Source organism: Pseudomonas sp. LB3P14, from assembly GCF_054898045.1.
Window position 1 is genome coordinate 3,182,069 of record NZ_CM142714.1, and the last position, 23,861, is coordinate 3,205,929.

Genomic DNA, 23,861 nt, shown 5'->3' on the forward strand with positions numbered 1-23,861 from the left:
GCCCGAGCGGCTCCACTTCACTTGATTGAAGCTATTTAGCATGGGCGCACTTGCAGCCCTTGCTGGCACATTCTTCGCCATGTTCGTGGTGCTTGGCGCAGGCTTCGCAGCAATAGTGCTTGCCGTGGCGCGCGATCGGATGTTCGCCCAGTTTGCAGGAACATTTGGGGCAGTCGCAGATACTTTCACTGTCGATCATGAGTCTGACTCCATGGTTGTGGTCGTCCGGTTGCCGCGAACGCGGCCCGTATAACCAGTGTAGGAGCTTGCGTCAGCCCTGCCGCGTGCTGCTGCGATACATGAACACCAACGCCAACGCGAGACACACCATCGCCAGCATCCGGCTACTCGACAACTCGATCGCCGGGTTCCCCAGCCAGCCGAAGTTATCAATCAACATCCCCATGCCCAGTTGCCCGACGATCACCGCCACCGTCGCCACCGCCGTGCCGACCCGTGGCACCGCGCCGACCATCACCATCATGTACACCACCCCGAACAGCGCGCCGCTGAGCTGCCATTTCGGCACGTCCAGCACACTCACGGCATGGGACGGTTCGAAAAATACGATCAGCAACCCGGTGGTCACTGCACCGACCACGAAGGTCAGCAAACTGCTGCGCAACACGCCAACCGTTTCGCCCAGCCGCCCATTAATCGCCGCCTGCACACTCAACACCGCGCCGGCCGCCACGACCACCGCCAACAAAATAATCAGATTCATCATCAACCCCGAGCGATCAGAACAAGTGCCGCGACAATTAGCAGCAAGGCCAGCCAACGTTCACCGTTGACCTTTTTGCGGGCAGCGCCGAACCAGCCGAAGTGGTCGATCAACACGCTTTTGCCGACCTGCCCGGAGAGTATCGCGATCATCGTCATGGCAATGCCGATGTGCGGCGTGGCCAAGGTCAGCACGATCACGTACATCGGCCCCAGGAAACCGCCGATCAATTGCCAGCGCGGCAGCTCATTCAAGGCGGGGCCCTGTTGCGGACCGCTGAACAGCAACAGCAAAAACAGAATCGCCGAGCCCACACCGAAGATGCTCAAAGTCGCCCACAAGTGCCCGACCTGAACCCCGAGCGGCCCGAGCAAACCGGCCTCCACGGAAAGGCCCATGCCAGCCAGAATCACCAGGGGCAGCAGCAATAGCCGCAACCTCGGTCGGGTGGTCGGCGTGGCGACAACGCCAACGTCGTCGATTGAAGAAGTGTGCATAGAGAAAACCTGCCTGAAGTAAACAATGGCGCGCATTATCGGTTGGCAAAGCTTTGCGATAAATGGGAGCATCCGGACAACACTTTTGCGCAACTCGCACAGCAGGATTCGCCATGCACGGCCTCAATGAACTGGGATTCAAGTCACTTCGCCTGTTTGTCGCTGTGCTCGACCACGGCAGTTTTTCCGAAGTCGCCCGCCGCGAAGGCCTGGCGCCCTCTTCGATTTCCCGGCAGATCCAATTGATGGAACAGGCCCTGAGCCAGCAATTGCTTTACCGCCACACCCGCGCCGTTTCGCCCACCGAAGCCGGACGCATGCTCGGTCATCACGCGCGGCTGGTGCTGGTGCAACTCGAAGAGGCCGAACAGGCCTTGCAGGAACAGCAAAGCGAACCGAGCGGACTGGTGCGGATCAATGCGCCAGTGGTGTTTGGTCAACGGCACCTGACGCCCTGGCTGGGGCAGCTCTGCGAGCGCTACCCGAAACTGCAACTGGATATCCAGCAGACCGACAGCTACGTCGACCCACTGCAGGAAGGCGCCGACCTGCTGTTTCGCATCGGGCCGCTGCACGATTCGAGCATGCAGGCGCGCATTCTGGCGCCCCATCGTTTTCAAGTCGCCGCCAGCCCGGCCTATTTAGAACGTCACGGCACGCCGCAACATCCCGAAGAACTGGCCGCGCATCAATGCCTGGCCTACAAAGGCGTGACCGGCCAGCAACGCTGGTTTTTCCGCAAGGATCAGCAGGACTGGACGCCCTGGTCGGTGAAGGGGCCGATCACCGGCAACCACGCCGACACCCTGACGCAAGCCGCCGAACAAGGCTTGGGGCTGGTGATGTTTCCGTCGTGGCTGATTGGCGAAGCGGTGCGCAACGGCACGCTGGTGCCGGTGCTTGGCGCATATCAGGTGTCCAACAGCCTTGAGCCGCAGCAGATTGCCGTGCTCTGGCCCGGCAGCCGCCGATTGTCGGTGAAGGTGCGGACAGTGATCGATTTCTTTGTCGAGTGTTTTGGAGCGGTGCCCTACTGGGACAGACCCTAAACCCCCGCCTTTGTAGGAGCTGAGCTTGCTCGCGATGACGTTCTTGAGATCGCCATCGCCGGCAAGCCGTGCTCCTACAGTTTTGGGGTGGTGTCAGATGCGGAACTGACCCACCAGTTTGCCCAGGCGTTGCCCGAGGTCGGCGAGGCTGCGGGAAGTCTGGGCGCCGAGTTGAGTTTCGTCGGCGACGCTGTCCACGGCCACGGCGATCTGATGCACGCTGCGGTTGATCTCTTCAGCCACGGCGGTCTGCTCTTCGGCAGCGCTGGCGATCTGCGCGTTCATCGAATTGATGGTGCCGATCAGTTGGGCCATGGTATCGAGCGAAGCGCCGGCTTCATTGGCCTGAACGGATGTGCCGTCGCCGGCCTCACTGGAACGGCGCATCGCTTCCACGGCCGATTGGGTACCGGCCTGCAAGCGGTCGATCATGCCCTGGATTTCCTGGGTGCTGATTTGCGTGCGACTGGCCAGCGCTCGAACCTCGTCGGCCACCACGGCAAAACCACGACCGGCCTCACCGGCACGGGCGGCTTCAATGGCGGCGTTGAGTGCCAACAGGTTGGTCTGTTCGGCAATCGAACGGATCACGCCGAGCACGCTGACAATCGATGACACGTCTTTTTGCAGGCTGTCGAGGGACACGCCGCTGCTGCGAATGTCGTCCACCAACGCATGAATCTTCACGATGCTGCCGGCTACCACGCGCTTGGCAGCCTGGCCTTCTTCGTCGGTCTGCTGGGCAGCCACCGCTGCGTTTTGCGCACTCTTCGCCACTTCCTGGGCCGCCGCCGACATTTGGTTGATCGCCGTCGCGACCTGATCGGTTTCGTGACGCTGACGCTCCATCGCCTGATCCGAACGCTGGGCCTGGTCGGAGACCTGATTCACCAGCCCAGTCAGTTGCGAGGTCATCTCAGTAATCTGGCGCACCAGGCCGTGGATCTTGTCGACGAAGCGGTTGAACGAGCCGGCCAGTTCGCCGAGTTCGTCCTGGCTGGTGATGGTCAAACGACGAGTCAGGTCGCCCTCGCCCGCCGCGATGTCATCAAGGTTGGCTTTCATCAGGGTCAACGGACGCAGGATGGTATTGGCCAGCAACATCCCGGCAGCCGCGATCACCAACAGCACCACCAACGCCACCCCGACGATGCTCAGCACCACGCCTTCCATACGCTCCTGAACTTTGGCCTGGACCAACGCCACTTGCGCTTCAATGCCGTCAAGGTTCACCGACGTACCGAACGCCATGTCCCACTTCGGCAGGTATTCGGTGTAGCCCAGTTTAGGCACCAGCACTTGGGTGTTGCCGGGCAGCGGCGAGCTGTATTGCAGGTAGTGGGTGCCGTCCTTGGCGACTTTCACCAGGTCGCGGTTGACGTAGACACCGTTCGGATCACGGTTGTCCTTGAAGCTCTGACCCACGCCTTCAGGGCTGCTGGCCTTGAACAGACGCACGGTGTTGGAGTCGTAGCCGAAGAAGTAGCCGTCCTTGCCGTAGGTGATGCTCGACAGCAACTTGACCACCTGGGCCCGCGCTGCGTCATCACCAGGGGCGGCTGCGTCGTAAAGGGGTTTGATCGTGGTCATGGCCACGGCGACGTAACTTTGCAACGTCGCCTTGGCATCGCTGAGCAGGCGCTGGCGTGTTTCCTCAACTTCCTTGCGGGCCTGCTCCTGCAGAATGAACAGCGTGGTCAGGCTGATGACCAGCGCAAAGAGCAACACCGGGAGGACGGCAAGGGACAGGACTTTAGCCTTCAGACTCATGCGCATGACGGTTCACTCTTTTGATTTTATTGGCGTGGTTAAAGGCTTTAACGGCACGCGAAACCAAAAGTTGAATGCGCCTGGTATTGATCGTTCCCACGCTCTGCGTGGTAATGCCTCCTGTGACGCTCTGCGTCACGCTGTTGGGACGCGGAGCGTCCCGGGCTGCATTCCACGCAGAGCGTGGGAACGATCAGTCAGGGGGAGATGTGGTCACAGGACCATCGCTGCCACCCAGCCGAACGCCAGCAACGGCAGGTTGTAGTGCAGGAAGGTCGGGACCACGGTGTCCCAGATGTGGTGATGCTGGCCGTCGATGTTCAGGCCGGAGGTCGGGCCGAGGGTCGAGTCCGAGGCTGGCGAACCGGCGTCACCCAAGGCGCCGGCAGTGCCGACGATGCAAACGATCGCCAATGGGCTGAAGCCCAGCTGCACGCACAACGGCACAAAAATCGCTGCCAGGATCGGTACGGTGGAAAACGATGAACCGATGCCCATGGTTACCAAGAGGCCAACCAGCAACATCAGCAACGCGCCAATGCCTTTGCTGTGGCCGATCCACGAGGCCGAGGCTTCGACCAATGTCTGTACCTGGCCGGTGGCTTTCATCACTTCGGCAAAACCGGACGCGGCGATCATGATGAAGCCGATCATCGCCATCATCTTCATGCCTTCGGTGAACAGGTCATCGGTGTCGCGCCACTTCACCACGCCCGAGACCGAGAAGATCAGGAAACCCGTTAGCGCGCCGATGATCATCGAGTCCAGCAGCAGCTGAATGATGAACGCCACCGCGATGGCCAGACCGGCAACCATCAGGCTCAGCGGGTTGTACTGCACCGCGACCTGTTCGACTTGCTCGATCTTTTCCAGATCGTAGACGCGCTTCTTGCGATAGCTGACAAACGCTGCCGCGAGCCCGACGACCATGCCCAATGCCGGAATACCCATGGCATGGGTGACGTTGATGCCGCTGATGTCCACACCACTACGGGCGACGTTGGCCAGCAGGATTTCATTAAGGAAGATGTTGCCGAAGCCCACGGGCAGGAACATGTACGGCGTAATCAAACCGAACGTCATGACGCAGGCAATCAGCCGGCGATCCAGTTGCAGCTTGGTCAGTACATATAACAGTGGCGGTACCAGCAACGGAATAAAGGCGATATGTATCGGCAAGATGTTCTGGGACGCGATGGCCACCCCCCACAGCAAACCGATCAACAGCCATTTGACCTGGCGGCCACCACTGGCGTGCTGGCGGTCGACCATCACCAAGGCTTTGTCTGCCAGGGCATGGGCCAGGCCGGACTTGGCAATGGCCACGGCGAAAGCGCCGAGCAATGCGTAGGACAACGCGACCGTCGCGCCACCACCGAGGCCGCTGTTGAAGGCTTTTAATGTTGCCTCGATGCCCAGGCCACCGGTCAAACCACCCACCAGGGCGCCCACGATCAGCGCGATTACTACGTGCACGCGGGACAGGCTGAGGATCAGCATGACGCCGACCGCGGCAATTACAGCATTAATCATCGTTACCTCAAGGCAAACGGAATGAGTCCGGCCGGCAGTCTGCAAAGAGCCGCCAGCGGATTAAAGAGAGGGTTTTATTAGAGGGCGCGCACTTTGAAGGAAGCAGCAGCAAGCCGCAAGCCTCAAGAAAGCCGATTCGCGGCCGTTATAGTGCGGAGTCTCAGATATTTATCGAATAAAGGACGTCTCCATGTCGCTCAGACAACTTTCCATTCAATGGAAAATCACCCTGCTGGCCGGGCTTTGCCTGGCGGGAATCGTGACCCTGCTGGTGGGTCTTTCGCTGTATCGCATGGAGCAAAGCTCCGCGCTGGTGAAAGCCTCGAGCATGGAGATGCTCACCGAAGCCGCCCAGGCCCGGATCGAATCCCAGGGTGAAAACCAGGCGCTGGGGATTCGCCAGCAGTTCATGGACGCCTATCAATATGGCCACGGCTTTTCGCGTCAGGTGCTGTTCCTGCGCGACCAGGCCGAGAAGCGCTTCCTCGATGCCTTTGACCTGCGTGAAGACCTGACTCGCCAAGTCAAATCGGCCCTGCAAGCCAACCCTGAACTGCTCGGTCTGTCGCTGGTGTTCGAAGCCAATGCGCTGGATGGCAAGGACGACCTGTTCGCCGGTCAAGCGGAGCTGGGCAGCAACGACAAGGGCCGTTTTGCCTTGTACTGGTCGCAACCGACACCGGGCAAGGTGACGTCCATGGCGCTGCCCGAAAGCGACATGGCCGACACCAGCACCGGCCCCAGCGGCGAACCGGCCAACGCCTGGTTCACTTGCCCGCGCACGACCCTCAAGCCCTGCGTGATCGAACCCTACTTCTATGTGATCGACGGCCAGAATGTGCTGATGACCAGCATCGTTTTCCCGCTGATGGTCAACGGCAAAATCATCGCTTCGCTGTCGGTGGACATCAACCTCAACAGCCTGCAAGCCATCAGCCAGGGCGCGAGCAAGAAACTCTATGACGGCCAGACCAACGTCAGCATCATCAGCCCGGTCGGTTTGCTGGCCGGCTACAGCCCGGACGCCAGCAAGCTCAGCCAGCGCCTGGACAGCGTGGACAAAACCAACGGGGCCGAGTTGATCCGCCTGCTCGCCGCCAGCAGCAAGACCGAAAGCCTGCACAATAATCAACAGCTCAAAGTGCTGTCGCCGTTCCAGCCAATTCCCGGTGGCAAGTCCTGGGGCGTGCTGCTCGATGTGCCGGAGAAAGTCCTGGTCGGCCCCGCCGAAGCGCTGAAAAAACAACTCGATGACAGCAACACCGCCGGCACCCTGGTCGAACTCGGCCTGGGCGTGCTGGCCGCGTTGATTGGCCTGTTGCTGGTGTGGCTGATGGCCCGCAGCGTGACCAAACCGATCCTGGGTGTGGCACACATGCTCGAAGACATTGCCAGCGGCGAAGGCGATCTGACCCGCCGCCTGGCCTACGACAAAAACGACGAACTCGGCCAATTGGCCGGCTGGTTCAACCGCTTCCTCGACAAGCTGCAACCGATCATCGCCGAGGTCAAACGCTCGGTGCAGGACGCCCGCAGCACGGCGGATCAGTCGTCCGCCATCGCCACGCAGACCAGCGCCGGCATGGAGCAGCAATACCGTCAGGTGGATCAGGTCGCTACTGCTTCCCACGAAATGAGCGCCACCGCTCAAGACGTCGCTCGCAGTGCAGCGCAAGCGGCACAGGCGGCGCGGGATGCGGATCAGGCAACCCGTCGCGGTTTGACCGTGATCGACCGCACCACCACCAGCATCGACAACCTCGCCGCCGACATGAGCGCGGCGATGGTTCAAGTCGAAGGCCTGGCGGCCAATAGCGAGAAGATCGGTTCGGTACTGGAAGTGATTCGGGCCATCGCCGAACAGACCAACCTGCTGGCGCTTAACGCCGCCATCGAGGCCGCTCGTGCCGGTGAGGCCGGACGCGGTTTTGCCGTTGTGGCCGATGAAGTGCGCAACCTGGCACGCCGGACCCAGGAGTCTGTCGAAGAAACCCGTCTAGTGATCGAGCAATTGCAGAGCGGCACTCAGGACGTGGTCGGCTCGATGAACAACAGCCATCGTCAGGCTCAGGGCAGTGTCGAACAGGTGGGTCAAGCGGTGACGGCGCTGCGGCAGATTGGTGAGGCGGTGACGGTGATCAGCGACATGAACTTGCAGATTGCCAGTGCCGCAGAGGAGCAAAGTGCGGTGGCTGAGGAGATCAACAACAACGTGGCGACCATTCGGGATGTGACGGAGTCGTTGTCGGGGCAGGCCAATGAGTCGGCGCGGGTGAGTCAGTCGCTCAATAGCCTGGCGAATCAGCAGCAGCGTTTGATGGATCAGTTTCGGGTCTAAGAACCACCCCTCACCCTAACCCTCTCCCCAGAGGGTAGAGGGGACTGACCGAGTTGTTCTTAGAACTACATCGACCTGAAATATAGAGTCGAACTCAGGATCTGAAAGCGCTGGAGATCGGCTCCCTTTCCCCCTCTCCCCTCTGGGGAGAGGGCTGGGGTGAGGGGTGGTTTTCAGCCTGAACGCTTAGGCAACTCAATCACCACCCTCAACCCACCCCACTCACTCTCCTCCAACCTCAAAACCCCGCCCCACGTATCAACAATATCCCGCACGATCCCCAACCCCAACCCATGCCCATCCGTCTGTTCATCAAGCCGAGTCCCTCGGCTGAACACCTGATCGCGCTGGTGTTCGGGAATCCCCGGCCCATCGTCTTCCACGCTTAACTCAAACCCTTCGGCCGTCTCGACCACGCTCAACCGAACCTCGGCGTCCGCCCACTTGCAGGCGTTGTCCAGCAGGTTACCGAGCAGTTCGAGCAAATCCTCACGGTCCCACGGCAGTTGCAAACCGGCCCGTGCACGGTAGCTGAGATCAAGATGTTCACCATGAATCATGTTCAACGTCGCCAACAACCCCGGCAACTCCGCATCGCAATCAAACAACGCCCCCGGCAGCGCATCGCCGGATAACCGTGCACGATTGAGTTCACGATTGAGTCGCTGCTGCACTTGCTCAAGCTGCGCCTGCATCACCTTGCGCAGCTCCGGCTGCGCGTCGAGCTTCTCGCTTGAAGCCAGGCTCAACAACACCGCCAACGGGGTTTTCAAGGCGTGGCCGAGGTTGCCCAGCGCATTGCGCGAACGCTTGAGGCTGTCTTCGGTGTGCGCCAGCAAATGGTTGATCTGCGCCACCAGCGGTTCAAGTTCTACCGGCACCTGGTCATCGAGTTGCGAGCGCTGGCCCTGCTGCAGCTGGGCGATCTGCTCACGAGCCTTTTCCAGTGGGCGCAAGGCGCGGCGTACGGTAATCCGTTGCAGCAGCAGAATCAGCAGCAACCCCGCCAATCCCAGACCGAGACCGACCTGTTGCATACGCAGGAAGCTCTCGCGTACCGGCGTGTAATCCTGGGCCACGCTGATCGAAATTGATTGGCCGAGTCGTCGATAGTCCGAACGCAGCACCAGCAATTGCTGCCCTTCCGGCCCCAATTGCAGGTTGCTGTGCAGGCCGGCATGGTCGAGGCGCGGCAGTTCCTGATCCCATAGCGAACGGGAGCGCCAATGGCTGTCGGCAAAGTCGATGCGAAAGTAATGCCCGGAAAACGGTCGCTGATAGGCCGGCGACAGGTGCCGCTCATCCAGCTGCAACCCCTGCGGCCCACGCACCAGCGCCACCAGCAGGTTTTCGCTGTCGTCGCGCAGCCCGGCTTCGAGGTAGCGCTGCAAACCCATTTCGAACAGCCACAGGCTGGTCTGCGCCAGCACCAGGCCGACGATCACCATCACGCTGATCAGCCCCAGACTCAAGCGGCGTTGGATCGACCTCACCGGGATTGCCCGCCGAACAGGTAACCCTGGCCGCGACGGGTTTCGATGACGCTGCGCCCGAGTTTGCGCCGCAGATGGTTAACGTGGACTTCGAGCACGTTGGAGTCACGCTCGGTTTCACCGTCATAGAGGTGTTCGGCGAGGTGGCTTTTGGAAAGGATCTGCTCGGGGTGCAGCATGAAATAACGCAGCAGGCGGAATTCAGCGGCGGTGAGCTGGATGTCGGCGCCGTCGCGGGTCACGCATTGACGGCCTTCGTCCAGATGCAGTCCGGCAGCCTTGAGTGTCGGCTGGTTGGCATGGCCATGGGAGCGACGCAACAGCGCCTGGACTCGCAGGTGCAGCTCTTCGGGATGGAAGGGTTTGGTCAGGTAATCGTCGGCGCCGGCCTTGAGGCCTTCGATCCGTTCGGCCCAGGAATCACGGGCCGTGAGGATCAGCACTGGCGTGGCCAGGCCACCGGCCCGCCATTGGGTCAGCACGTCGAGCCCTGGCAAACCCGGCAGACCGAGGTCGAGGATGATCAGGTCATAAGACTCGCTACTGCCCTGATACACCGCATCGCGACCGTCGGCCAGCCAGTCCACGGCGTACCCCTGCCGGTTGAGGCCGGCCATCAATTCGTCGGCCAGCGGCACATGGTCTTCCACCAGAAGCAAACGCATCGATCAATCTTCCTTGTCTTTGAGTAACTGGCCAGTGGTGGCGTCGAGGTCCAGTTCGCGGACCACGCCTTCGGTGGTCAGCAGCTCGACTTCATAAACGTAGACGTCGTGTTTTTCTTCAAGCTCGGCTTCCAGCAATTTGGCCCCGGGATAGCGGTCCAGCGCTTGCTGCAACAGCTGCTCCAGCGGCAGGATCACGCCCTGTTGACGCAGGCGCAGGGCCTCGTCCTGATCCAGGTCCCGGGCCATGACCACCGAGCAAAAAGCCAGAAGCACCAGAGCCATTCGACTGCTGGTGCATAGATTTACCTTCATTACGTATCCTGATGATCCTTGAGAATCTGCCCGCTGACAGCGTCCAATTCCAGGTCCCACTCAAGGCCCTGTGGGTCGCGCAACTCCACCTGGTAGATGTACTTGCCGTACTCTTCTTCCAGCTCGGTTTCGGTGACCTTGGCGCCGGGATGTTTGGCCAGAGCGATGGCGTTGAGCTTCTCGAAAGACACAATGGTACCAGCGTCACGCAGCCTCAGGGCTTCGTCGGGGCCGAGGTCGCGAGCGTGGGCGATGCTGGCGGTCATGCCGATGATGGACGCGGTGAACAGGGCAGTCAGGGTTTTCATGGGGTGTCTCCGTATTTTTTTATGTGTTGCCTACGGAGTGCACCTTAACGGGGCGAACTTAATTGAAACTGAATTGCCATCATTGGTGATGACATAGAGACATCACCGGCCTACACAAAACCCTGTAGGAGCCAGCGGTGCGGCGATCCGACTTGCCGGCGAAGGCGTCCTTGAAATTGCCTTCGCCGGCAAGTCGGATCGCCGCACCGCTGTCTCCTACAGTTGGCAGGACACATGTTTATAATCCTCGGCTTGCCTGAATTCGAGACCGGTATGACCGCCATCCACATCAAGTTCCCCTCCCTGACCCTCAAGGCCGGCCCTCGCGCCTTGGCGCGCATCCGTGAAAACGGTTTGAGCGCCGCCGATGTCGGCACACTGCCAGGGGCCGCCGGTGGTCCCAAAGCGTTGGGGATTCAAGGTCTGGACTTGGCGTTGTTCGGTGAATGGCTACCGGCGGCGCCACGGGAACGTTCGCTGATCGGCGCGTCGGTGGGTTCCTGGCGCTTCGCCAGCGCTTGTCTACCGGATGCCGCCGAAGGCATCCGCCGCCTCGGTCACCTCTACACCGAGCAAAACTTCGCCAAGGGCGTGACCATGGCGCAGGTCAGCCAGAGCTCCCGGCGCATGCTCGATGAGTTGCTCGACGGCCGCGACGCCTCGATTCTGGACAACGCTCATTACCGACTGAACATCATGGTGGTCAAAAGCCACGGCCTGTTGGCGGACGATCATCGCGGCCGACTGGGGCTGGGCCTGTCATCGGTGATCGCCGACAACCTGCGGGGGCGCGGGCGGTTGTCGCGGCATTTCGAACGGCTGATCATTCACGACCCGCGGCTGGCACCGCCGGTCAATGCCCTGAACGATTTCCCCTCGCGCTTCATTGCGCTGGAGGCCGGTAACCTGCGTCAGGCCTTGCTCGCCTCGGGCTCGATCCCGATGGTGATGGAAGGCGTGCGTGACCTGCCGGGCGCCGGTATAGGGACGTTTCGCGATGGCGGTCTGCTGGACTATCACCTCGACCTGCCCTACAGCGGCAACGACATCGTGCTCTATCCGCATTTCACCGACCGGGTCATTCCCGGCTGGTTCGACAAGACCCTGCCCTGGCGCCGCGCTTGTCCTGCGCGTTTGCAGGATGTCCTGTTGCTGGCACCGTCGAAGGAATACCTGGCGCGCCTGCCCTACGGCAAACTCCCGGACCGTAACGACTTCAAGCGCTTCATGGGCGATGCAGCGAGCCGGCAGAAATACTGGCGTACAACGATGGATGAAAGCCGCAGGCTCGGTGACGAATTCCTCGAACTCGCTGCCAATGGTCGCCTCGGCGAGCGCTTGCTGACCCTTTAGTCAGTGTTTTCCCGCAACGCCAAACGCAAACTGTTAAACTCGCCGCCTGCCCACATCGCTGCGGCGATCGCCACCTGACAGAGCTCAAACCACTGTGGAAATCTTCAAAGAATTTACCTTCGAATCCGCCCACCGACTGCCCCACGTGCCGGAAGGCCACAAGTGCGGCCGCCTGCACGGTCACTCGTTCAAAGTGGCGATCCACCTGAGCGGCGACCTCGATCCGCACACGGGCTGGATCCGCGATTTCTCGGAAATCAAGGCGATCTTCAAGCCGCTGTATGAGCGTCTGGACCACAACTACTTGAACGACATTCCCGGCCTGGAAAACCCGACCAGTGAAGTCCTGGCCAAATTCATCTGGAAAGAATTGAAGCCTCTGCTGCCGGAACTCAGCGCGATTCGTATCCACGAGACGTGCACCAGCGGCTGCATCTATCACGGCGAGTAAGTCGATAGATCAAAAAAACCACCGAGACCGGTGGTTTTTTTATGCCTATGCTTTTTGGCTCGAACACGCCAAGAGGACACGCGCATGACTGACTGGCCGCTGGCTCAGACCTATCGCTTCAACGGGCACTCCGTTCGCTACGCCGTACGGGGTGACGGCCCCCCGCTGGTGTTCGTGCATGGCACGCCTTTCTCTTCTTACGTGTGGCACCGGATTGCGCCGCACTTCATCACCACGCACCGAGTGCATTACTTCGACCTGCTGGGCTATGGGCTGTCCGAGAAAGTCGAGGGCGATGTGTCGCTGGGTGTACAGAACGACCTGTTGGCTCATTTGCTGGATCACTGGGGGCTTGGGCGACCAGACGTCGTCGCTCACGACTTCGGCGGCGCCACCGCCCTGCGTGCTCACCTGCTGAACGGCAAGGACTACCGCAGCCTGACGCTGATTGATCCTGTGGCACTGACGCCCTGGGGTTCGCCGTTTGTGCAGCATGTGCGTCAGCATGAGGCGGCGTTCAGTGGCCTGCCTGATTACATTCAGCAGGCGATCGTGCCGACCTATATTCGCGGGGCGATCAAGCGCGAAATCCCGGACGACGAACTCGCGCCTTACGTGCAGCCGTGGCTGGGCGATCCGGGGCAAGCGGCGTTCTATCGGCAGATCGCGCAGATGGATGAGCGTTATACCCGTGAGGCCGAAGGGTTGTACCCGACGATTCGCTGCCCGGTGCAGATTCTTTGGGGGGAAGACGATCAGTGGATTCCCATCGAGCGTGGGCGGGCGTTGCATCAGATGATTGCCGGGTCGCAATTTCACCCCATTGCCAATGCCGGGCATTTGGTCCAGGAAGATGCACCGGAAGCGATCGTCGCGGCGTTACTGCGGTTTTTGCCTTCGGCCGGTTGATGCTCGATTGATGATCGTTCCCACGCGCAGCAACGGAATGCAGCCCGGGACGCTCCGCGTCCCTGCCGAAGCGGACGCAGAGCGTCCATTGAGGCGTTCCTACGCAGAGCGTGGGAACGATCAACTGCGGTGTACCGCTTTCGCCCCCTTCCCGTACCAAATCCCCCCGCTCGACTATAAATAACAACACCAACCCCGCTTGGCACGACCACTGCAGCATTCCCTCGCGTCACCCATTCAGCAAGGAACGCCACATGACGCAGAACGATCCCGGCAACGATTACCCCCTCAGCGAAGTCCCGATGCACGCCCGCAAAGGCCTGGCCTCCACGGCCATGGTGTTACTGGGTTTCACCTTTTTTACCGCCACCATGTTTGCCGGCGGCAAGCTGGGTGTGGCGTTCAGTTTCGGCGAGATGATGGCGGTGATTATCGTCGGCAATCTGCTGCTGGGGATTTACGCCGCTAGCCTGGGCTACATCGCCTTCAAGAGCGGCCTGAATTCGGTGCTGATGGGACGCTTTTGCTTCGGTGAAATGGGCAGCAAGCTCAGCGACCTGATCCTCGGCTTTACCCAGATCGGCTGGTACGCCTGGGGCACAGCCACTGCCGCCGTGGTGCTGGGCAAGTATTTCGAATTGAGCGAGGGCACCGTTCTCGGGCTGATGGTGCTGTTCGGCCTAGTGTTTTGCGCGACCGCGTATGTCGGTTATCGCGGATTGGAGATTCTGTCGTACATCGCTGTACCGGCAATGATGTTGTTGCTGATGCTATCGATGTGGGTGGCCACGGTGAAGGTCGGCGGGCTCGACGGTTTGCTCGCGGTAGTCCCGACGGGGACACTGGACTGGTCGACCGCGATTACGCTGGTATTCGGCACCTTCGTCAGCGGTGCAACCCAGGCGACCAACTGGACGCGTTTCTCCCGTTCAGCGCGAGTCGCGGTGCTGGCGAGCCTGATCGGCTTCTTCATCGGCAACGGTCTGATGGTGTTGATCGGTGCCTACGGGGCCATCGTTTATCAGCAACCGGACGTGGTCGAAGTGTTGCTGTTGCAAGGCTTCGCCACGGCGGCGATGGCGATGTTGCTGCTCAATATCTGGAGCACCCAGGACAACACCATCTACAACTTCGCCGTCGCCGGTTGCAACCTGCTGCGCACCGGCCGTCGCAAAACCGTGACCCTGGCCGGCGCGGTGATCGGCACGTTGCTGGCGCTACTGGGCATGTACGACATGCTGGTGCCCTACCTGATTCTGCTGGGCACCGTGATTCCGCCGATTGGTGGCGTGATCATGGCGGACTTTTTCTTTCGCTATCGTGGTCAATATCCACGTCTGGAGGATGCCCGGTTGCCAGCATTCAACTGGTCGGGCCTGGGCGCCTACGCGGTCGGCACCGTCGCCGCGTTCAGTTCACCGTGGGTCGCGCCGCTGGTAGGGATTGCCGCTGCCGCGCTAACGTATGTGTTACTGACCGGCGTGCTGGGTGCCCGTACTGCCAACGCACCATTACAAGATCTATAAAAGGATTCGTCTGATGCACATCATCAACGCCCGCCTGCGCAACCAAGATGGCCTGCATGAGTTGCACTTGGAAAACGGTCTGATCAGCAACATCGCCCGACAGACCGAAGCACCAACCCTGGGCCCCGATGATCTGGACGCCGGCGGCAACCTGGTGGTGCCGCCCTTCGTCGAGCCACACATTCACCTCGACGCTACGCTCACTGCCGGCGAGCCGCGCTGGAACATGAGCGGCACGCTGTTCGAAGGCATCGAGTGCTGGGGCGAGCGCAAGGTGACGATCACCGAAGAGGACACCAAAACCCGAGCCAAGAAAACCATCCAGGCCCTCGCCGCCCACGGTATCCAGCACGTACGCACCCACGTCGACGTCACCGACCCGCAGCTCACTGCGCTGAAGGCGATGCTCGAAGTGCGCGAGGAAAGCCGTCACCTGATCGATATGCAGATCGTTGCGTTCCCGCAGGAAGGCATCGAGTCATACCGCAACGGTCGGGAGTTGATGGAAGAAGCGATCCGCATGGGCGCCGATGTGGTCGGCGGCATTCCGCATTTCGAGTACACCCGCGATCAAGGCGTGAGCTCAGTGAAATTCCTGATGGACCTGGCCGAGCGCACCGGTTGCCTGGTGGACGTGCATTGCGATGAAACCGACGACCCGCACTCACGATTTCTAGAGGTGCTGGCTGAAGAAGCCCGCAGCCGCGACATGGGCTCGCGGGTCACCGCCAGCCACACCACGGCCATGGGCTCTTACGACAACGCTTACTGCGCCAAACTGTTTCGCCTGCTCGGGCATTCGGGGATCAGTTTTGTCTCCTGCCCCACCGAAAGCATTCACCTGCAAGGGCGCTTCGACAACTTCCCGAAACGCCGTGGCGTGACCCGAGTGAATGAGTTGCTGGAAGCGGGGATGAACGTGTGTTTCGGCCAGGATTCGATCGTCGACCCGTGGTATCCGCTGGGCAACGGCAACATCTTGCGGGTGCTCGAAGCTGGCCTGCACATCTGCCACATGCTCGGTTACCGCAACCTGCAAAGCGCACTGGACCTGGTCACCGACAACAGCGCCAAGGCCATGAACCTCGGTGATCGGTATGGACTGGAACGCGGGCGGCCGGCGAATTTGCTGATTCTGTCGGCGGACAGCGATTACGAGGTGATCCGCAGCCAGGGCCTGCCGCTGTATTCGGTGCGTGATGGCAAGGTGTTGATGAAGCGGCAGATGCCGGTGGTGGAATGGGCGGATCAGCCCTGAAGCGATGTTGACCTTGCGGGCCCCTTCGCGGGCAAGTCGGATCGCCGCACCGCTCGCTCCTACATGGGACCGCGCTGCACTTGTAGGAGCGAGGCTTGCCCGCGAAGGCAATCTTGAATTCACCCCATCAACCGCGCCGTGCCGAACAACCTGACCCAACTCAACTCGCCATCTTGTTCTTCCAACAAAATCGGCGCCGTGCCGCCGGGCATCACCACCTTCACTTCCCCGGCACTGACCCAACCCACCCGCCAAGCCGCGCAAGCCACCGCACTGGCGCTGGTGCCCGACGACGCCGTCGGCCCTTCTCCGCGTTCAAATACCCGCGCGACGACTCGCCCTTCAGACTCAAGCATCGCCCATTGCAGATTGACTCCAGCAGGACACGGTTCCCCCGCCCCGGTCGGCATGGCGTAAGCGATACGCGTCAGCCCTTCGGACAACCCCGGATCGCGCATCTGCTCATTGCTCGGCAATGCCTCGGCGTTCTCTAAAAGCGTCACGCAATGTGGATTGCCGATGCGCACGAACTGGCTTCGAGACCATGCGGGATCGAGCGCCGACAACGGCTGCACATGGCTGACGTCGCGACCGTTCAACGGCACGCTTTCAACCCCTTTAGCCCCCACCGCGTCCGGCCCAAACGAGGGTTTGCCCAGATCCAGCCAGAACCCTTTCACACCCTCGATCTCCGCCGGTTTCACCGAAGTGCCCACCGGTGAAACCGCGTCAGCCTTGTCGTGATGAACCCTGAGCAAACAAGCCTCGCCCCTCGGCAGCAGACTTTGCTCACCCAGAGCCTGAGAAAAAATCGTCAACCCGTTGCCACTGCGCTCGGCCAGGGTGCCGTCGGTGTTGACGATCAGCAGATCGAACGGCGGCGCTGATTGAAAGGGCCCCACCAGCAGCCCGTCGCAGCGATGGTTCTTGCTGCCGGGCGGTTGCGCGCCCGGCGCCCAGGCACAGAAAGCCTCGATAGCCGATAACGCCCATACCGCGCGGGTTTGCGCAGCCAGGCTGGCCTGTTTCGGTAAATCAATCCCTAAGCGACGCACCGCGTCAGGCGCCACTACCCCGTAGATGTTGCCTCGAGCATCGTAGAGCGGCGTCATGGCGCCTCCTGTACAAACATCGAAGGCGACAACATATCGCGAAACCGCAACTGGCTGTGCAAGGATGTCACCCTGCCTGACCGCGAACCTGGGCGGACGCTGATCGAACCTCACCGGTGAGTCACTGTCCCTTGGGTACGCGACGTTTTTTGCCAAGGATTGATATGACCAACCTCAACACTCAAACCGCATTTGTTCCCGGACGCCTGGAGCAAATGTCCACGCGCATCGCCTTTTTCATTGCTGGTTTAGGCATCGCTGCGTGGGCGCCACTGGTGCCCTACGCCAAGGCTCGGGCCGGGCTGGATGAAGGGACGCTCGGTTTGCTGCTGTTGTGCCTGGGGGTGGGGTCGATTCTGGCGATGCCGATGGCGGGGATTCTGGCCACGCGTTTCGGCTGTCGCCGGGTGGTGAGCGCCGGGGTGTTGCTGATCTGTGCGGCCCTGCCGCTGTTGGCGACGGTGTCATCGATTCCGGCGTTGATTGCCACGTTGTTCATGTTCGGCGCAGGCCTTGGCACGGTGGATTCGACGGTGAACCTGCAAGCGGTGATCGTCGAACGGGCCAGCGGCAAGACCATGATGTCGGGCTTTCATGGGCTGTTCAGCCTTGGCGGGATTGTCGGTGCGGCGGGTGTCAGCGCCCTGCTCGGCTTCGGGGTTTCACCGCTGGGGGCGACGTTGGTGGTGATCGTGATGCTGCTGATCGCGCTGTTCAAGGCAGCGCCGCACCTGTTGCCTTACGGCAGCGAAAGTTCGGGGCCGGCGTTTGCCGTTCCCCATGACATCGTGCTGTTCATCGGCGGGATGTGTTTCATCGTGTTCCTCGCCGAAGGCGCGGCGCTCGACTGGAGCGCGGTGTTCCTGGCGCAGGAGCGCGGGATCGACACTGCGTATGCGGGGCTGGGTTACGCGGCGTTTGCGCTGACCATGACCGTCGGACGCTTGACCGGTGATGTGATCGTGCGTCGTCTCGGCGCTACGCGGGTGATTGTGTTCGGCGGGTTGACGGCCGCGGCGGGCCTGTTTGTGGCGACCTTCGCACCGAGTTGGGAAGCGGCGTTGGTGGGTTATGCATTGTTGGGGGCTGGCTGTTCGAACATTGTGCCGGTGTTGTACACCGCGGTGGGCAAACAGACGGTGATGCCCGAAAGCATCGCCGTGCCGGCCATTACCACGCTGGGGTATGCGGGAATTCTTGCGGGACCTGCGTTAATCGGGTTTATCGCTCATGGCAGCAGTTTGAGTTTTGCCTTCGGACTGATGGCGGTGTTGCTGGTGGCGGTGGCCATTGGCGGGAAGGTGTTGAAAGTCTAAGACACCGATTTTTCGACAAACGGTCATTTCCTGGCCAATGTACTGTTATTTCTGTCAGTAGACGTAAAGGGCATCGAATTACAACCTAGGTTGAGCTCCTTCAACTTATGGATAAGTCATGAAATCTCCCTTCATAAAACTTTTACTGGCTCCTGCGCTCTTGATCAAACTGTCCGCTTGCATAGTTCTTCCACAAGCTATTGATCGCGACTGGGGGGAAGGAGTAGAAAACTTTACGCCGGCACAGCTTTTGAGCAATGCGAGCGGTCGATACGATCACTGGCAATCGATTGGTCGAGTAGAGATCGCTAATGGCATGACTTGCTCGGGCGCGTTGATTGACACACGCCAGGCCACCGATGAGCAGGATAGCCCGGCCTATGTATTGACATCCGGGCATTGCGCAAACTTGAACCCCAACGTGGTTGTGGAAGATGCGGTTGCTACCGGTAGGGTAATTTTCAATTTCTTTCAGGACACTAGCGAACACACCAAGTCGTACCCCGTTAGCCGAATTAACTGGAGCACTATTCGGGGGCAGGATATTTCGATCATTCAACTGGACCGGACTATCTCGCAATTGATAAGTGACGGTATTCAACCACTGGAAATAGCAACCCATCTGCCTACAAATGTCGACCTATTAATCGTTGGGGCGCCTCAACAACGCCACATTCAACGAATGGCCTGCCCGCGGGAACATTCAACAGGCGTCGTTGAAAACCCCTGGTCATGGCTGAATCAAATCAGTAATCGCTGTCAGGATGTGGTGAGCGGAATTTCAGGCTCACCACTATTGGGCCGCTACAACAATGAGATTATTGCAGTGGTGGGTACAACTACCCAAGGCAGTGGACAAGCGCGATGCAGCCAGGGTGCGCCCTGTGAAGTGGTAGATGGCCAGGTAAGCAAAAAGCTGAACACCAATTACGCCACGCCAGCAATCGGTTTACTGGCATGTTTTAACAAGGGTCATTTTGATCGTCTTAACGGATCCTGCACGTTGGGCCCAAACTTCACTTTTGCCGCCACCCCACCCACGAATACTTTTATAAAGCTTGAGCGTGACCCTTCCGGACAAGTCATCCCATGGCTATGGATCCAACCCTTCGCTGTTAATCGCCCTTACTACCAATACAAGTTCACGCGGACACTGGATGAGTGTGGCGCATCCGGTGGCTACAGCGAGGCAATCGTCAGCAATACAAGTGGCGAGAATGAACTTCGTCGAGAACTACACGATGGTGCAGGCATGTACCTGTTATGCGTCATGGGGCAGGATCAGAAAATCGGTGCTCCTGGTCAATGGGATGCGCGTAATGCAAGAATCTACTGGCGCTGGATGATGGAGGGGCCGAACAAGCTCGCCCCTATTTTTTCTATCAACCAAAGTCCGCACGACCCGTCTCTGTACGAAGTCAGAGCATTTCCGGTCTCCCCCGATCTGGATGCCTATTCCTACCAATACAAAGTAGGCTCAAGCGAAAACACCGACTGTCTCGACGCGCAAGACTACGTAAAACTACAACCATCAATTGGTATTTTTGAGGTTGACGTTAAAAATGGCCCGATGAAGGTTTGTCTCAAAACCAAGGACCTGGCGGGCAACCCTTCCCCCATCAGCGACTTCCGGCTTCCCGAGTAAGCACGAAACCTGTTCCCGCAGTTCAATGAAGGATCTGCGGGAACAATCAAGGCTGCGTGACTCGCGTTATCAGAACCCGACGCTGGCCTGCACAAAGAACGTGCGCGGTGCGCCGACGTACATCCCCGAGTTGTTGTCGCTGGAGCGGGTGAAGTACTGCTTGTCGAAAACGTTCTTCACCCCGGCGCCGACTTTCAGATTCGACAGCTGCGCGCCGAAGTCATAACCGCCGCGCACGTTCCAGGTGACATAGCCCGGGATGTCGCCGTACTGGCCGTCCGCGGTGCCTTCGGTGATGTAGTTGCCGCTGAAACTGCCGTCGGCGTTCACGGCAACGCCTGGTGAGCGCTGCTTGGACTGGGCAAAGGCGTCAAGGTTGTAGGTCCAGCGGTTGATGTCGTATCGCAGGCCGGCAGTCGCCACCTGACGCGAATAGAACGGCAGGTCACGGCCCTTGAAGCCTGGGATCTCGCCTTCATAAACGGCGCGGGTGTAGGTGAAGCCGGCATTGGCGGTCAGGCCGTCGAGCCGTGGGTCCAGTGCCGCCATGTCGTAATGCACCGAGGCTTCGAGGCCTTGGTGTGTGGTCGCGCCGAGGTTGGTCCAGCCCGCATCGTTGCTGATGTACTGCAACTCTTTATCGAAGTCGATGTAGAACAGCGTCACTTCCCCGCCCCACACATCATTGTTGTAGCGCGTGCCGACCTCGTAGGTCTTGGCCTTTTCCGGTTCCAGGCCATTGGCGGTGTTGTCACCCGTGCCACCCTGGCCGAGCTGGAAATACTGCAGGCTGCCGAACGAGGTTTCGTAGTTGGCAAACAGCTTCCACTCTTCCGACACGTGATACATCACGCTCACGGCCGGCAGTGGCTCGTTGCTTTCGATACTGCGGTTCTTTTCCAGCACCGGTTTGCCGGCGGTGTCGAGCACAGGGCGGTCGTGCCAGTCGGTGCTGATGTGTTCAAAGCGGATGCCGGGGGTGATGGTCCAGTTGCCAACGTCGATTTTGTTATCGACGTACACCGAGTTGGCTTCAGTGCCACCGGTGCGGTCCTGATAGACATGGCCGTCCGAGCTCTGGGTCACGACCGGCTCGTTGTTGACCAGCGCCAGGCGGCTCGCCTCTTCGTGCATGCCTTCCTTGAGGTAGCGATAACCGACACTGACTTCCTGGGTGGTCGGGCCGACATCGAACACACGGGAGACCCGCGGTTCAATCCCGAAGGTGTAGTAAGTACGCGGGAACGAACCGAGGGTTTTCTGATCGCGAGCGGCGATGTTGCTGCCACGGAAGCTGTCGGAATAGTAAGTCAGCACTTCGGCCTGGGTGCGCTCGTCGATCTGGCGTGCCCACTTGAACGAGACGTCCTTGCGGCGTCCGCTGAAGTTGTCGTTGTTGCGGTCGGACTGAAACGGATCGGCGTCGTACTGCGCCTGGGTCAGGCCGCCGGGCATGTCGGCGCTGGCGTCGTAGTAGTGAAAGTTGAGGCTGAAATCGTCCACATCGGTGGGTGCCCAGTGGGTCTTGAGGATCACGTCGTCGATGTCGTTGCCGTTGTTGCGCTCACGGTAACCGTTGCCGTTCACGCCCGAGTACAACAGCGCCATGCCGATGCCATTGTCTGCGGTGCCGCCGAGAAACGCCGTATCGATATGCTTCCAGCCACCGTGCTGGGAGGTTTCCAGGGTGCTGCCGATTTCACCGGTGGCTTTTTCCGGAATCGCGCGCGTGACGAAGTTGATCACGCCACCGACGTTCTGCGGCCCGTAACGCACGGAGCCGGCGCCGCGAACCACGTCGATGCTGTCAAGGTTGCCGGAGGAAATCGGTGCCATGGACAACTGCGGCTGGCCGTACGGGGCGAACGCTGCCGGCACGCCGTCAATCAACACGGTGGAGCGTGGCGACAGGCGTGAAGTCAGGCCACGCACGCCGACGTTCAAGGAAATGTCGCTGCCGCCGGTGCCGTTGGCATCTTGCACTTGCACACCGGGCACGCGCTTCAACACGTCGCCGACGTTCATCGCGCCCTGCTCAACCATCGCCTCGCGGCGAATCACCGTACGCGCGCCGGGGTGGTTCTGCACCACGGCGGCATCGGCGTCACCGAGCCAGTCGCCGACCACTTTGATGTCGGTCACGCCCAGTTCCAGCGGGCCGTTCGCAGCAGAAGTCGGTGCTGGCATCAACGTGACCGAACCTTCGTCGATCTGGTATTGCAGACCGCTGCCTTGCAGCAGCTGGCGCAGCGCGTCTTCCGGCAAGAGGTTACCGTCCACCGCTGGGGCCTGTTTGCCGGCGACCAGCTCAGGGCTGAAGAACACCTGCAGCGAAGTTTGCTGGCCCAGTTGACTCAGGGCCTGACCCAGGGGTTGCGCCGGGATGTGAATCGCGTCGGCAGCAAAGGCCTGGGGCAGCGACGTGCTGACGGCCAGGGCGAGAGCGAGGCGCAACCAAGGGGATTTGTTGTTTTTAGCGGTGGATTTTTTCACGTCGAACGGAGTCCTGTGGATCGCAAGGGTGTGCGCTTGTTAATGCAAACCAGTTGCAGTTGGACAGGAAGACGATCAACTCGAAAAAAACCTGAATTTATTTTGAAATTATTTCCTGACTGCCGTCATCGAGGGTGCGCACGGCCACCGGCAGAATGGTCGGCAAGGCCTTGAGCAACGCATCGGTGTTGTCGGATTTGAACACGCTGGTCAGGCGCAGATTGCCCACTTTGTCGTTGCCGACGGTGAGCGGTTTCTCCCGATAGCGCGAGACTTCCTCGGCGACGTCGCTAAGCCTGGCGTTGTTGAACACCAGTTTGCCGCTGCGCCAGGCGGTCAGCTCGGCAGGATTGACCGCGTAGGCGGCAGCCACTTTGCCTTGTGCATCGATGTGCGTGCCGAGGCCGGCGGTCAGGCTGATGAACTCGCTGTCTGCCGCTGTGCGGCCCTGAACCTTGACGGTGCCCTGCTCCACCGCGACCCGGGTTTGGGCAGTGTCGCGGCGCACATCAAAACGGGTGCCGGTGACCGTGACTTTGCCGCTGCCGGCCTCGACCACGAAGGGTCGACGAGTGTCGTGCTCGACGCTGAACATTGCTTCGCCCTGGGTCAGCTCGATGCTGCGACGGTCGTTTTCATAGCGCACCTGAACGCGGCTGCGGCTGTTCAGGTCGATCACCGAACCATCCGGCAACGCCACATGACGACGCTCACCCAGGGCCGTTGAAAACTCCGCCGTGTAAGTCGCTGGATGATTCAAACCGCTGAACAGCCCCAAACCGAGCGCGACGGCCAACACACTGGCGGCCACCGCATAACGCACCAGCGGGCGGCGCTTTCCGCGCGCCGGCTCGGTTTCACACAAGGCTTGCAGACGCGCCGCCGGCAGCACATCAGCCGCCGCCCACAATCCCTGCAGTAACTGGAATTCGTCGCGATGCTGAGGGTGTTCGTCCAGCCAGGCGTCGAAATGCCGATACTCTTCGACATTCATCGCAGGCTCCTGCAAACGCACAAACCATCGCGCCGCATCGTCGCGAACCGTTGTTTGCCCGCACGCACAATCACGAGTATCCATCATGGAAGTTCCTGTTTGGCTGGGGATG

Annotated in this window: 20 protein-coding genes and 3 pseudogenes; 10 read left to right on the top strand and 13 right to left on the bottom strand. The window is 60.3% G+C overall.

Annotated features, from left to right (window positions below; genetic code table 11):
• Positions 1 to 31: 31 nt before the first annotated feature.
• The 3 genes from ACYZT5_RS14880 to ACYZT5_RS14890 form a co-directional block, all read right to left on the bottom strand.
• A complete protein-coding gene (locus ACYZT5_RS14880; RefSeq protein ID WP_150766720.1) occupies positions 32 to 199 on the bottom strand; it encodes a metallothionein in 168 nt (55 codons plus the stop codon).
• Positions 200 to 271: 72 nt separating this feature from the next.
• Positions 272 to 727 carry a DMT family transporter gene (locus ACYZT5_RS14885; RefSeq protein WP_462051761.1) on the bottom strand — a complete coding sequence of 152 codons (456 nt, stop codon included), beginning with the start codon at positions 725 to 727 and terminating at the stop codon, positions 272 to 274.
• Positions 727 to 1,221, bottom strand: coding sequence for a DMT family transporter (locus ACYZT5_RS14890; RefSeq protein ID WP_462051762.1), 495 nt, complete (start codon positions 1,219 to 1,221; stop codon positions 727 to 729). Before ACYZT5_RS14890 ends, ACYZT5_RS14885 begins: the two co-directional genes overlap by 1 nt.
• 113 nt (positions 1,222 to 1,334) lie before the next feature.
• On the opposite strand from ACYZT5_RS14890, the gene ACYZT5_RS14895 reads away from it, so the two are divergent.
• On the top strand, positions 1,335 to 2,270 hold the full coding sequence (locus tag ACYZT5_RS14895) for a LysR family transcriptional regulator (RefSeq protein WP_462051763.1): 936 nt from the start codon (positions 1,335 to 1,337) through the stop codon (positions 2,268 to 2,270).
• Between the two features lie 93 nt (positions 2,271 to 2,363).
• Here ACYZT5_RS14895 and ACYZT5_RS14900 read toward each other — a convergent pair whose 3' ends face one another.
• From ACYZT5_RS14900 to ACYZT5_RS14910, 3 genes and pseudogenes are all read right to left on the bottom strand, one after another.
• Positions 2,364 to 3,185: a methyl-accepting chemotaxis protein gene (locus tag ACYZT5_RS14900; RefSeq protein WP_462052253.1), complete on the bottom strand. Its 822-nt coding sequence runs from the start codon at positions 3,183 to 3,185 to the stop codon at positions 2,364 to 2,366.
• Positions 3,186 to 3,269: 84 nt separating this feature from the next.
• Positions 3,270 to 4,046 (bottom strand): annotated as a pseudogene (locus tag ACYZT5_RS14905) (cache domain-containing protein); the annotation flags it as partial.
• 207 nt (positions 4,047 to 4,253) lie between these two features.
• Positions 4,254 to 5,570, bottom strand: a complete 1,317-nt coding sequence (locus tag ACYZT5_RS14910; RefSeq protein WP_462052254.1) for a Na+/H+ antiporter family protein — start codon at positions 5,568 to 5,570, stop codon at positions 4,254 to 4,256.
• 412 nt (positions 5,571 to 5,982) lie between these two features.
• On the opposite strand from ACYZT5_RS14910, the pseudogene ACYZT5_RS14915 reads away from it, so the two are divergent.
• Positions 5,983 to 7,005: pseudogene (locus ACYZT5_RS14915) on the top strand (PDC sensor domain-containing protein); the annotation flags it as partial.
• A gap of 393 nt (positions 7,006 to 7,398) precedes the next feature.
• Positions 7,399 to 7,911: pseudogene (locus tag ACYZT5_RS14920) on the top strand (methyl-accepting chemotaxis protein); the annotation flags it as partial.
• 173 nt (positions 7,912 to 8,084) lie between these two features.
• Here ACYZT5_RS14920 and ACYZT5_RS14925 read toward each other — a convergent pair.
• The 4 genes from ACYZT5_RS14925 to ACYZT5_RS14940 are packed head-to-tail and all read right to left on the bottom strand — an operon-like array spanning position 8,085 to position 10,692.
• On the bottom strand, positions 8,085 to 9,404 hold the full coding sequence (locus tag ACYZT5_RS14925) for a sensor histidine kinase (protein WP_462051764.1): 1,320 nt from the start codon (positions 9,402 to 9,404) through the stop codon (positions 8,085 to 8,087).
• Positions 9,401 to 10,069 (bottom strand): response regulator transcription factor, encoded by a 669-nt coding sequence (locus ACYZT5_RS14930; RefSeq protein ID WP_462051765.1) that lies wholly within the window; start codon positions 10,067 to 10,069, stop codon positions 9,401 to 9,403. Before ACYZT5_RS14930 ends, ACYZT5_RS14925 begins: the two co-directional genes overlap by 4 nt.
• A gap of 3 nt (positions 10,070 to 10,072) precedes the next feature.
• Positions 10,073 to 10,384, bottom strand: a complete 312-nt coding sequence (locus tag ACYZT5_RS14935; protein ID WP_462051766.1) for a PepSY domain-containing protein — start codon at positions 10,382 to 10,384, stop codon at positions 10,073 to 10,075.
• Complete coding sequence (locus tag ACYZT5_RS14940) at positions 10,384 to 10,692, bottom strand: PepSY domain-containing protein (protein WP_462051767.1); 309 nt, start codon at positions 10,690 to 10,692, stop codon at positions 10,384 to 10,386. The genes ACYZT5_RS14935 and ACYZT5_RS14940 overlap by 1 nt, the downstream gene beginning before the upstream one ends.
• Before the next feature lie 273 nt (positions 10,693 to 10,965).
• Here ACYZT5_RS14940 and ACYZT5_RS14945 point away from each other — a divergent pair, with 273 nt between their 5' ends.
• The 5 genes from ACYZT5_RS14945 (at position 10,966) to codA (ending at position 16,189) form a co-directional block, all read left to right on the top strand.
• Positions 10,966 to 12,045, top strand: coding sequence for a patatin-like phospholipase family protein (locus ACYZT5_RS14945; protein WP_462052255.1), 1,080 nt, complete (start codon positions 10,966 to 10,968; stop codon positions 12,043 to 12,045).
• A gap of 94 nt (positions 12,046 to 12,139) precedes the next feature.
• Positions 12,140 to 12,496, top strand: a complete 357-nt coding sequence (gene queD / locus ACYZT5_RS14950) for a 6-carboxytetrahydropterin synthase QueD (protein WP_008152165.1) — start codon at positions 12,140 to 12,142, stop codon at positions 12,494 to 12,496.
• An 84-nt stretch (positions 12,497 to 12,580) separates the two neighbouring features.
• Complete coding sequence (locus ACYZT5_RS14955) at positions 12,581 to 13,405, top strand: alpha/beta fold hydrolase (protein WP_462051768.1); 825 nt, start codon at positions 12,581 to 12,583, stop codon at positions 13,403 to 13,405.
• Between the two features lie 254 nt (positions 13,406 to 13,659).
• Positions 13,660 to 14,931 carry a cytosine permease gene (codB, locus tag ACYZT5_RS14960; RefSeq protein WP_462051769.1) on the top strand — a complete coding sequence of 424 codons (1,272 nt, stop codon included), beginning with the start codon at positions 13,660 to 13,662 and terminating at the stop codon, positions 14,929 to 14,931.
• A gap of 13 nt (positions 14,932 to 14,944) precedes the next feature.
• On the top strand, positions 14,945 to 16,189 hold the full coding sequence (gene codA, locus ACYZT5_RS14965; RefSeq protein WP_462051770.1) for a cytosine deaminase: 1,245 nt from the start codon (positions 14,945 to 14,947) through the stop codon (positions 16,187 to 16,189).
• A gap of 119 nt (positions 16,190 to 16,308) precedes the next feature.
• On the opposite strand, the gene ACYZT5_RS14970 is transcribed toward codA, so the two are convergent.
• A complete protein-coding gene (locus ACYZT5_RS14970; RefSeq protein ID WP_462051771.1) occupies positions 16,309 to 17,301 on the bottom strand; it encodes a diaminopimelate epimerase in 993 nt (330 codons plus the stop codon).
• Positions 17,302 to 17,465: 164 nt separating this feature from the next.
• Between ACYZT5_RS14970 and ACYZT5_RS14975 the strand changes: the two genes are divergently transcribed.
• Positions 17,466 to 18,617: an MFS transporter gene (locus tag ACYZT5_RS14975; protein WP_462051772.1), complete on the top strand. Its 1,152-nt coding sequence runs from the start codon at positions 17,466 to 17,468 to the stop codon at positions 18,615 to 18,617.
• A gap of 118 nt (positions 18,618 to 18,735) precedes the next feature.
• Positions 18,736 to 20,262, top strand: coding sequence for a trypsin-like serine peptidase (locus tag ACYZT5_RS14980; RefSeq protein WP_462051773.1), 1,527 nt, complete (start codon positions 18,736 to 18,738; stop codon positions 20,260 to 20,262).
• A 69-nt stretch (positions 20,263 to 20,331) separates the two neighbouring features.
• Here the strand turns inward: ACYZT5_RS14980 and ACYZT5_RS14985 are convergent, their stop codons facing one another.
• Positions 20,332 to 22,755, bottom strand: coding sequence for a TonB-dependent siderophore receptor (locus tag ACYZT5_RS14985; protein WP_462051774.1), 2,424 nt, complete (start codon positions 22,753 to 22,755; stop codon positions 20,332 to 20,334).
• Between the two features lie 97 nt (positions 22,756 to 22,852).
• On the bottom strand, positions 22,853 to 23,836 hold the full coding sequence (locus ACYZT5_RS14990) for a FecR family protein (RefSeq protein WP_462051775.1): 984 nt from the start codon (positions 23,834 to 23,836) through the stop codon (positions 22,853 to 22,855).
• Between the last annotated feature and the right edge of the window lie 25 nt (positions 23,837 to 23,861).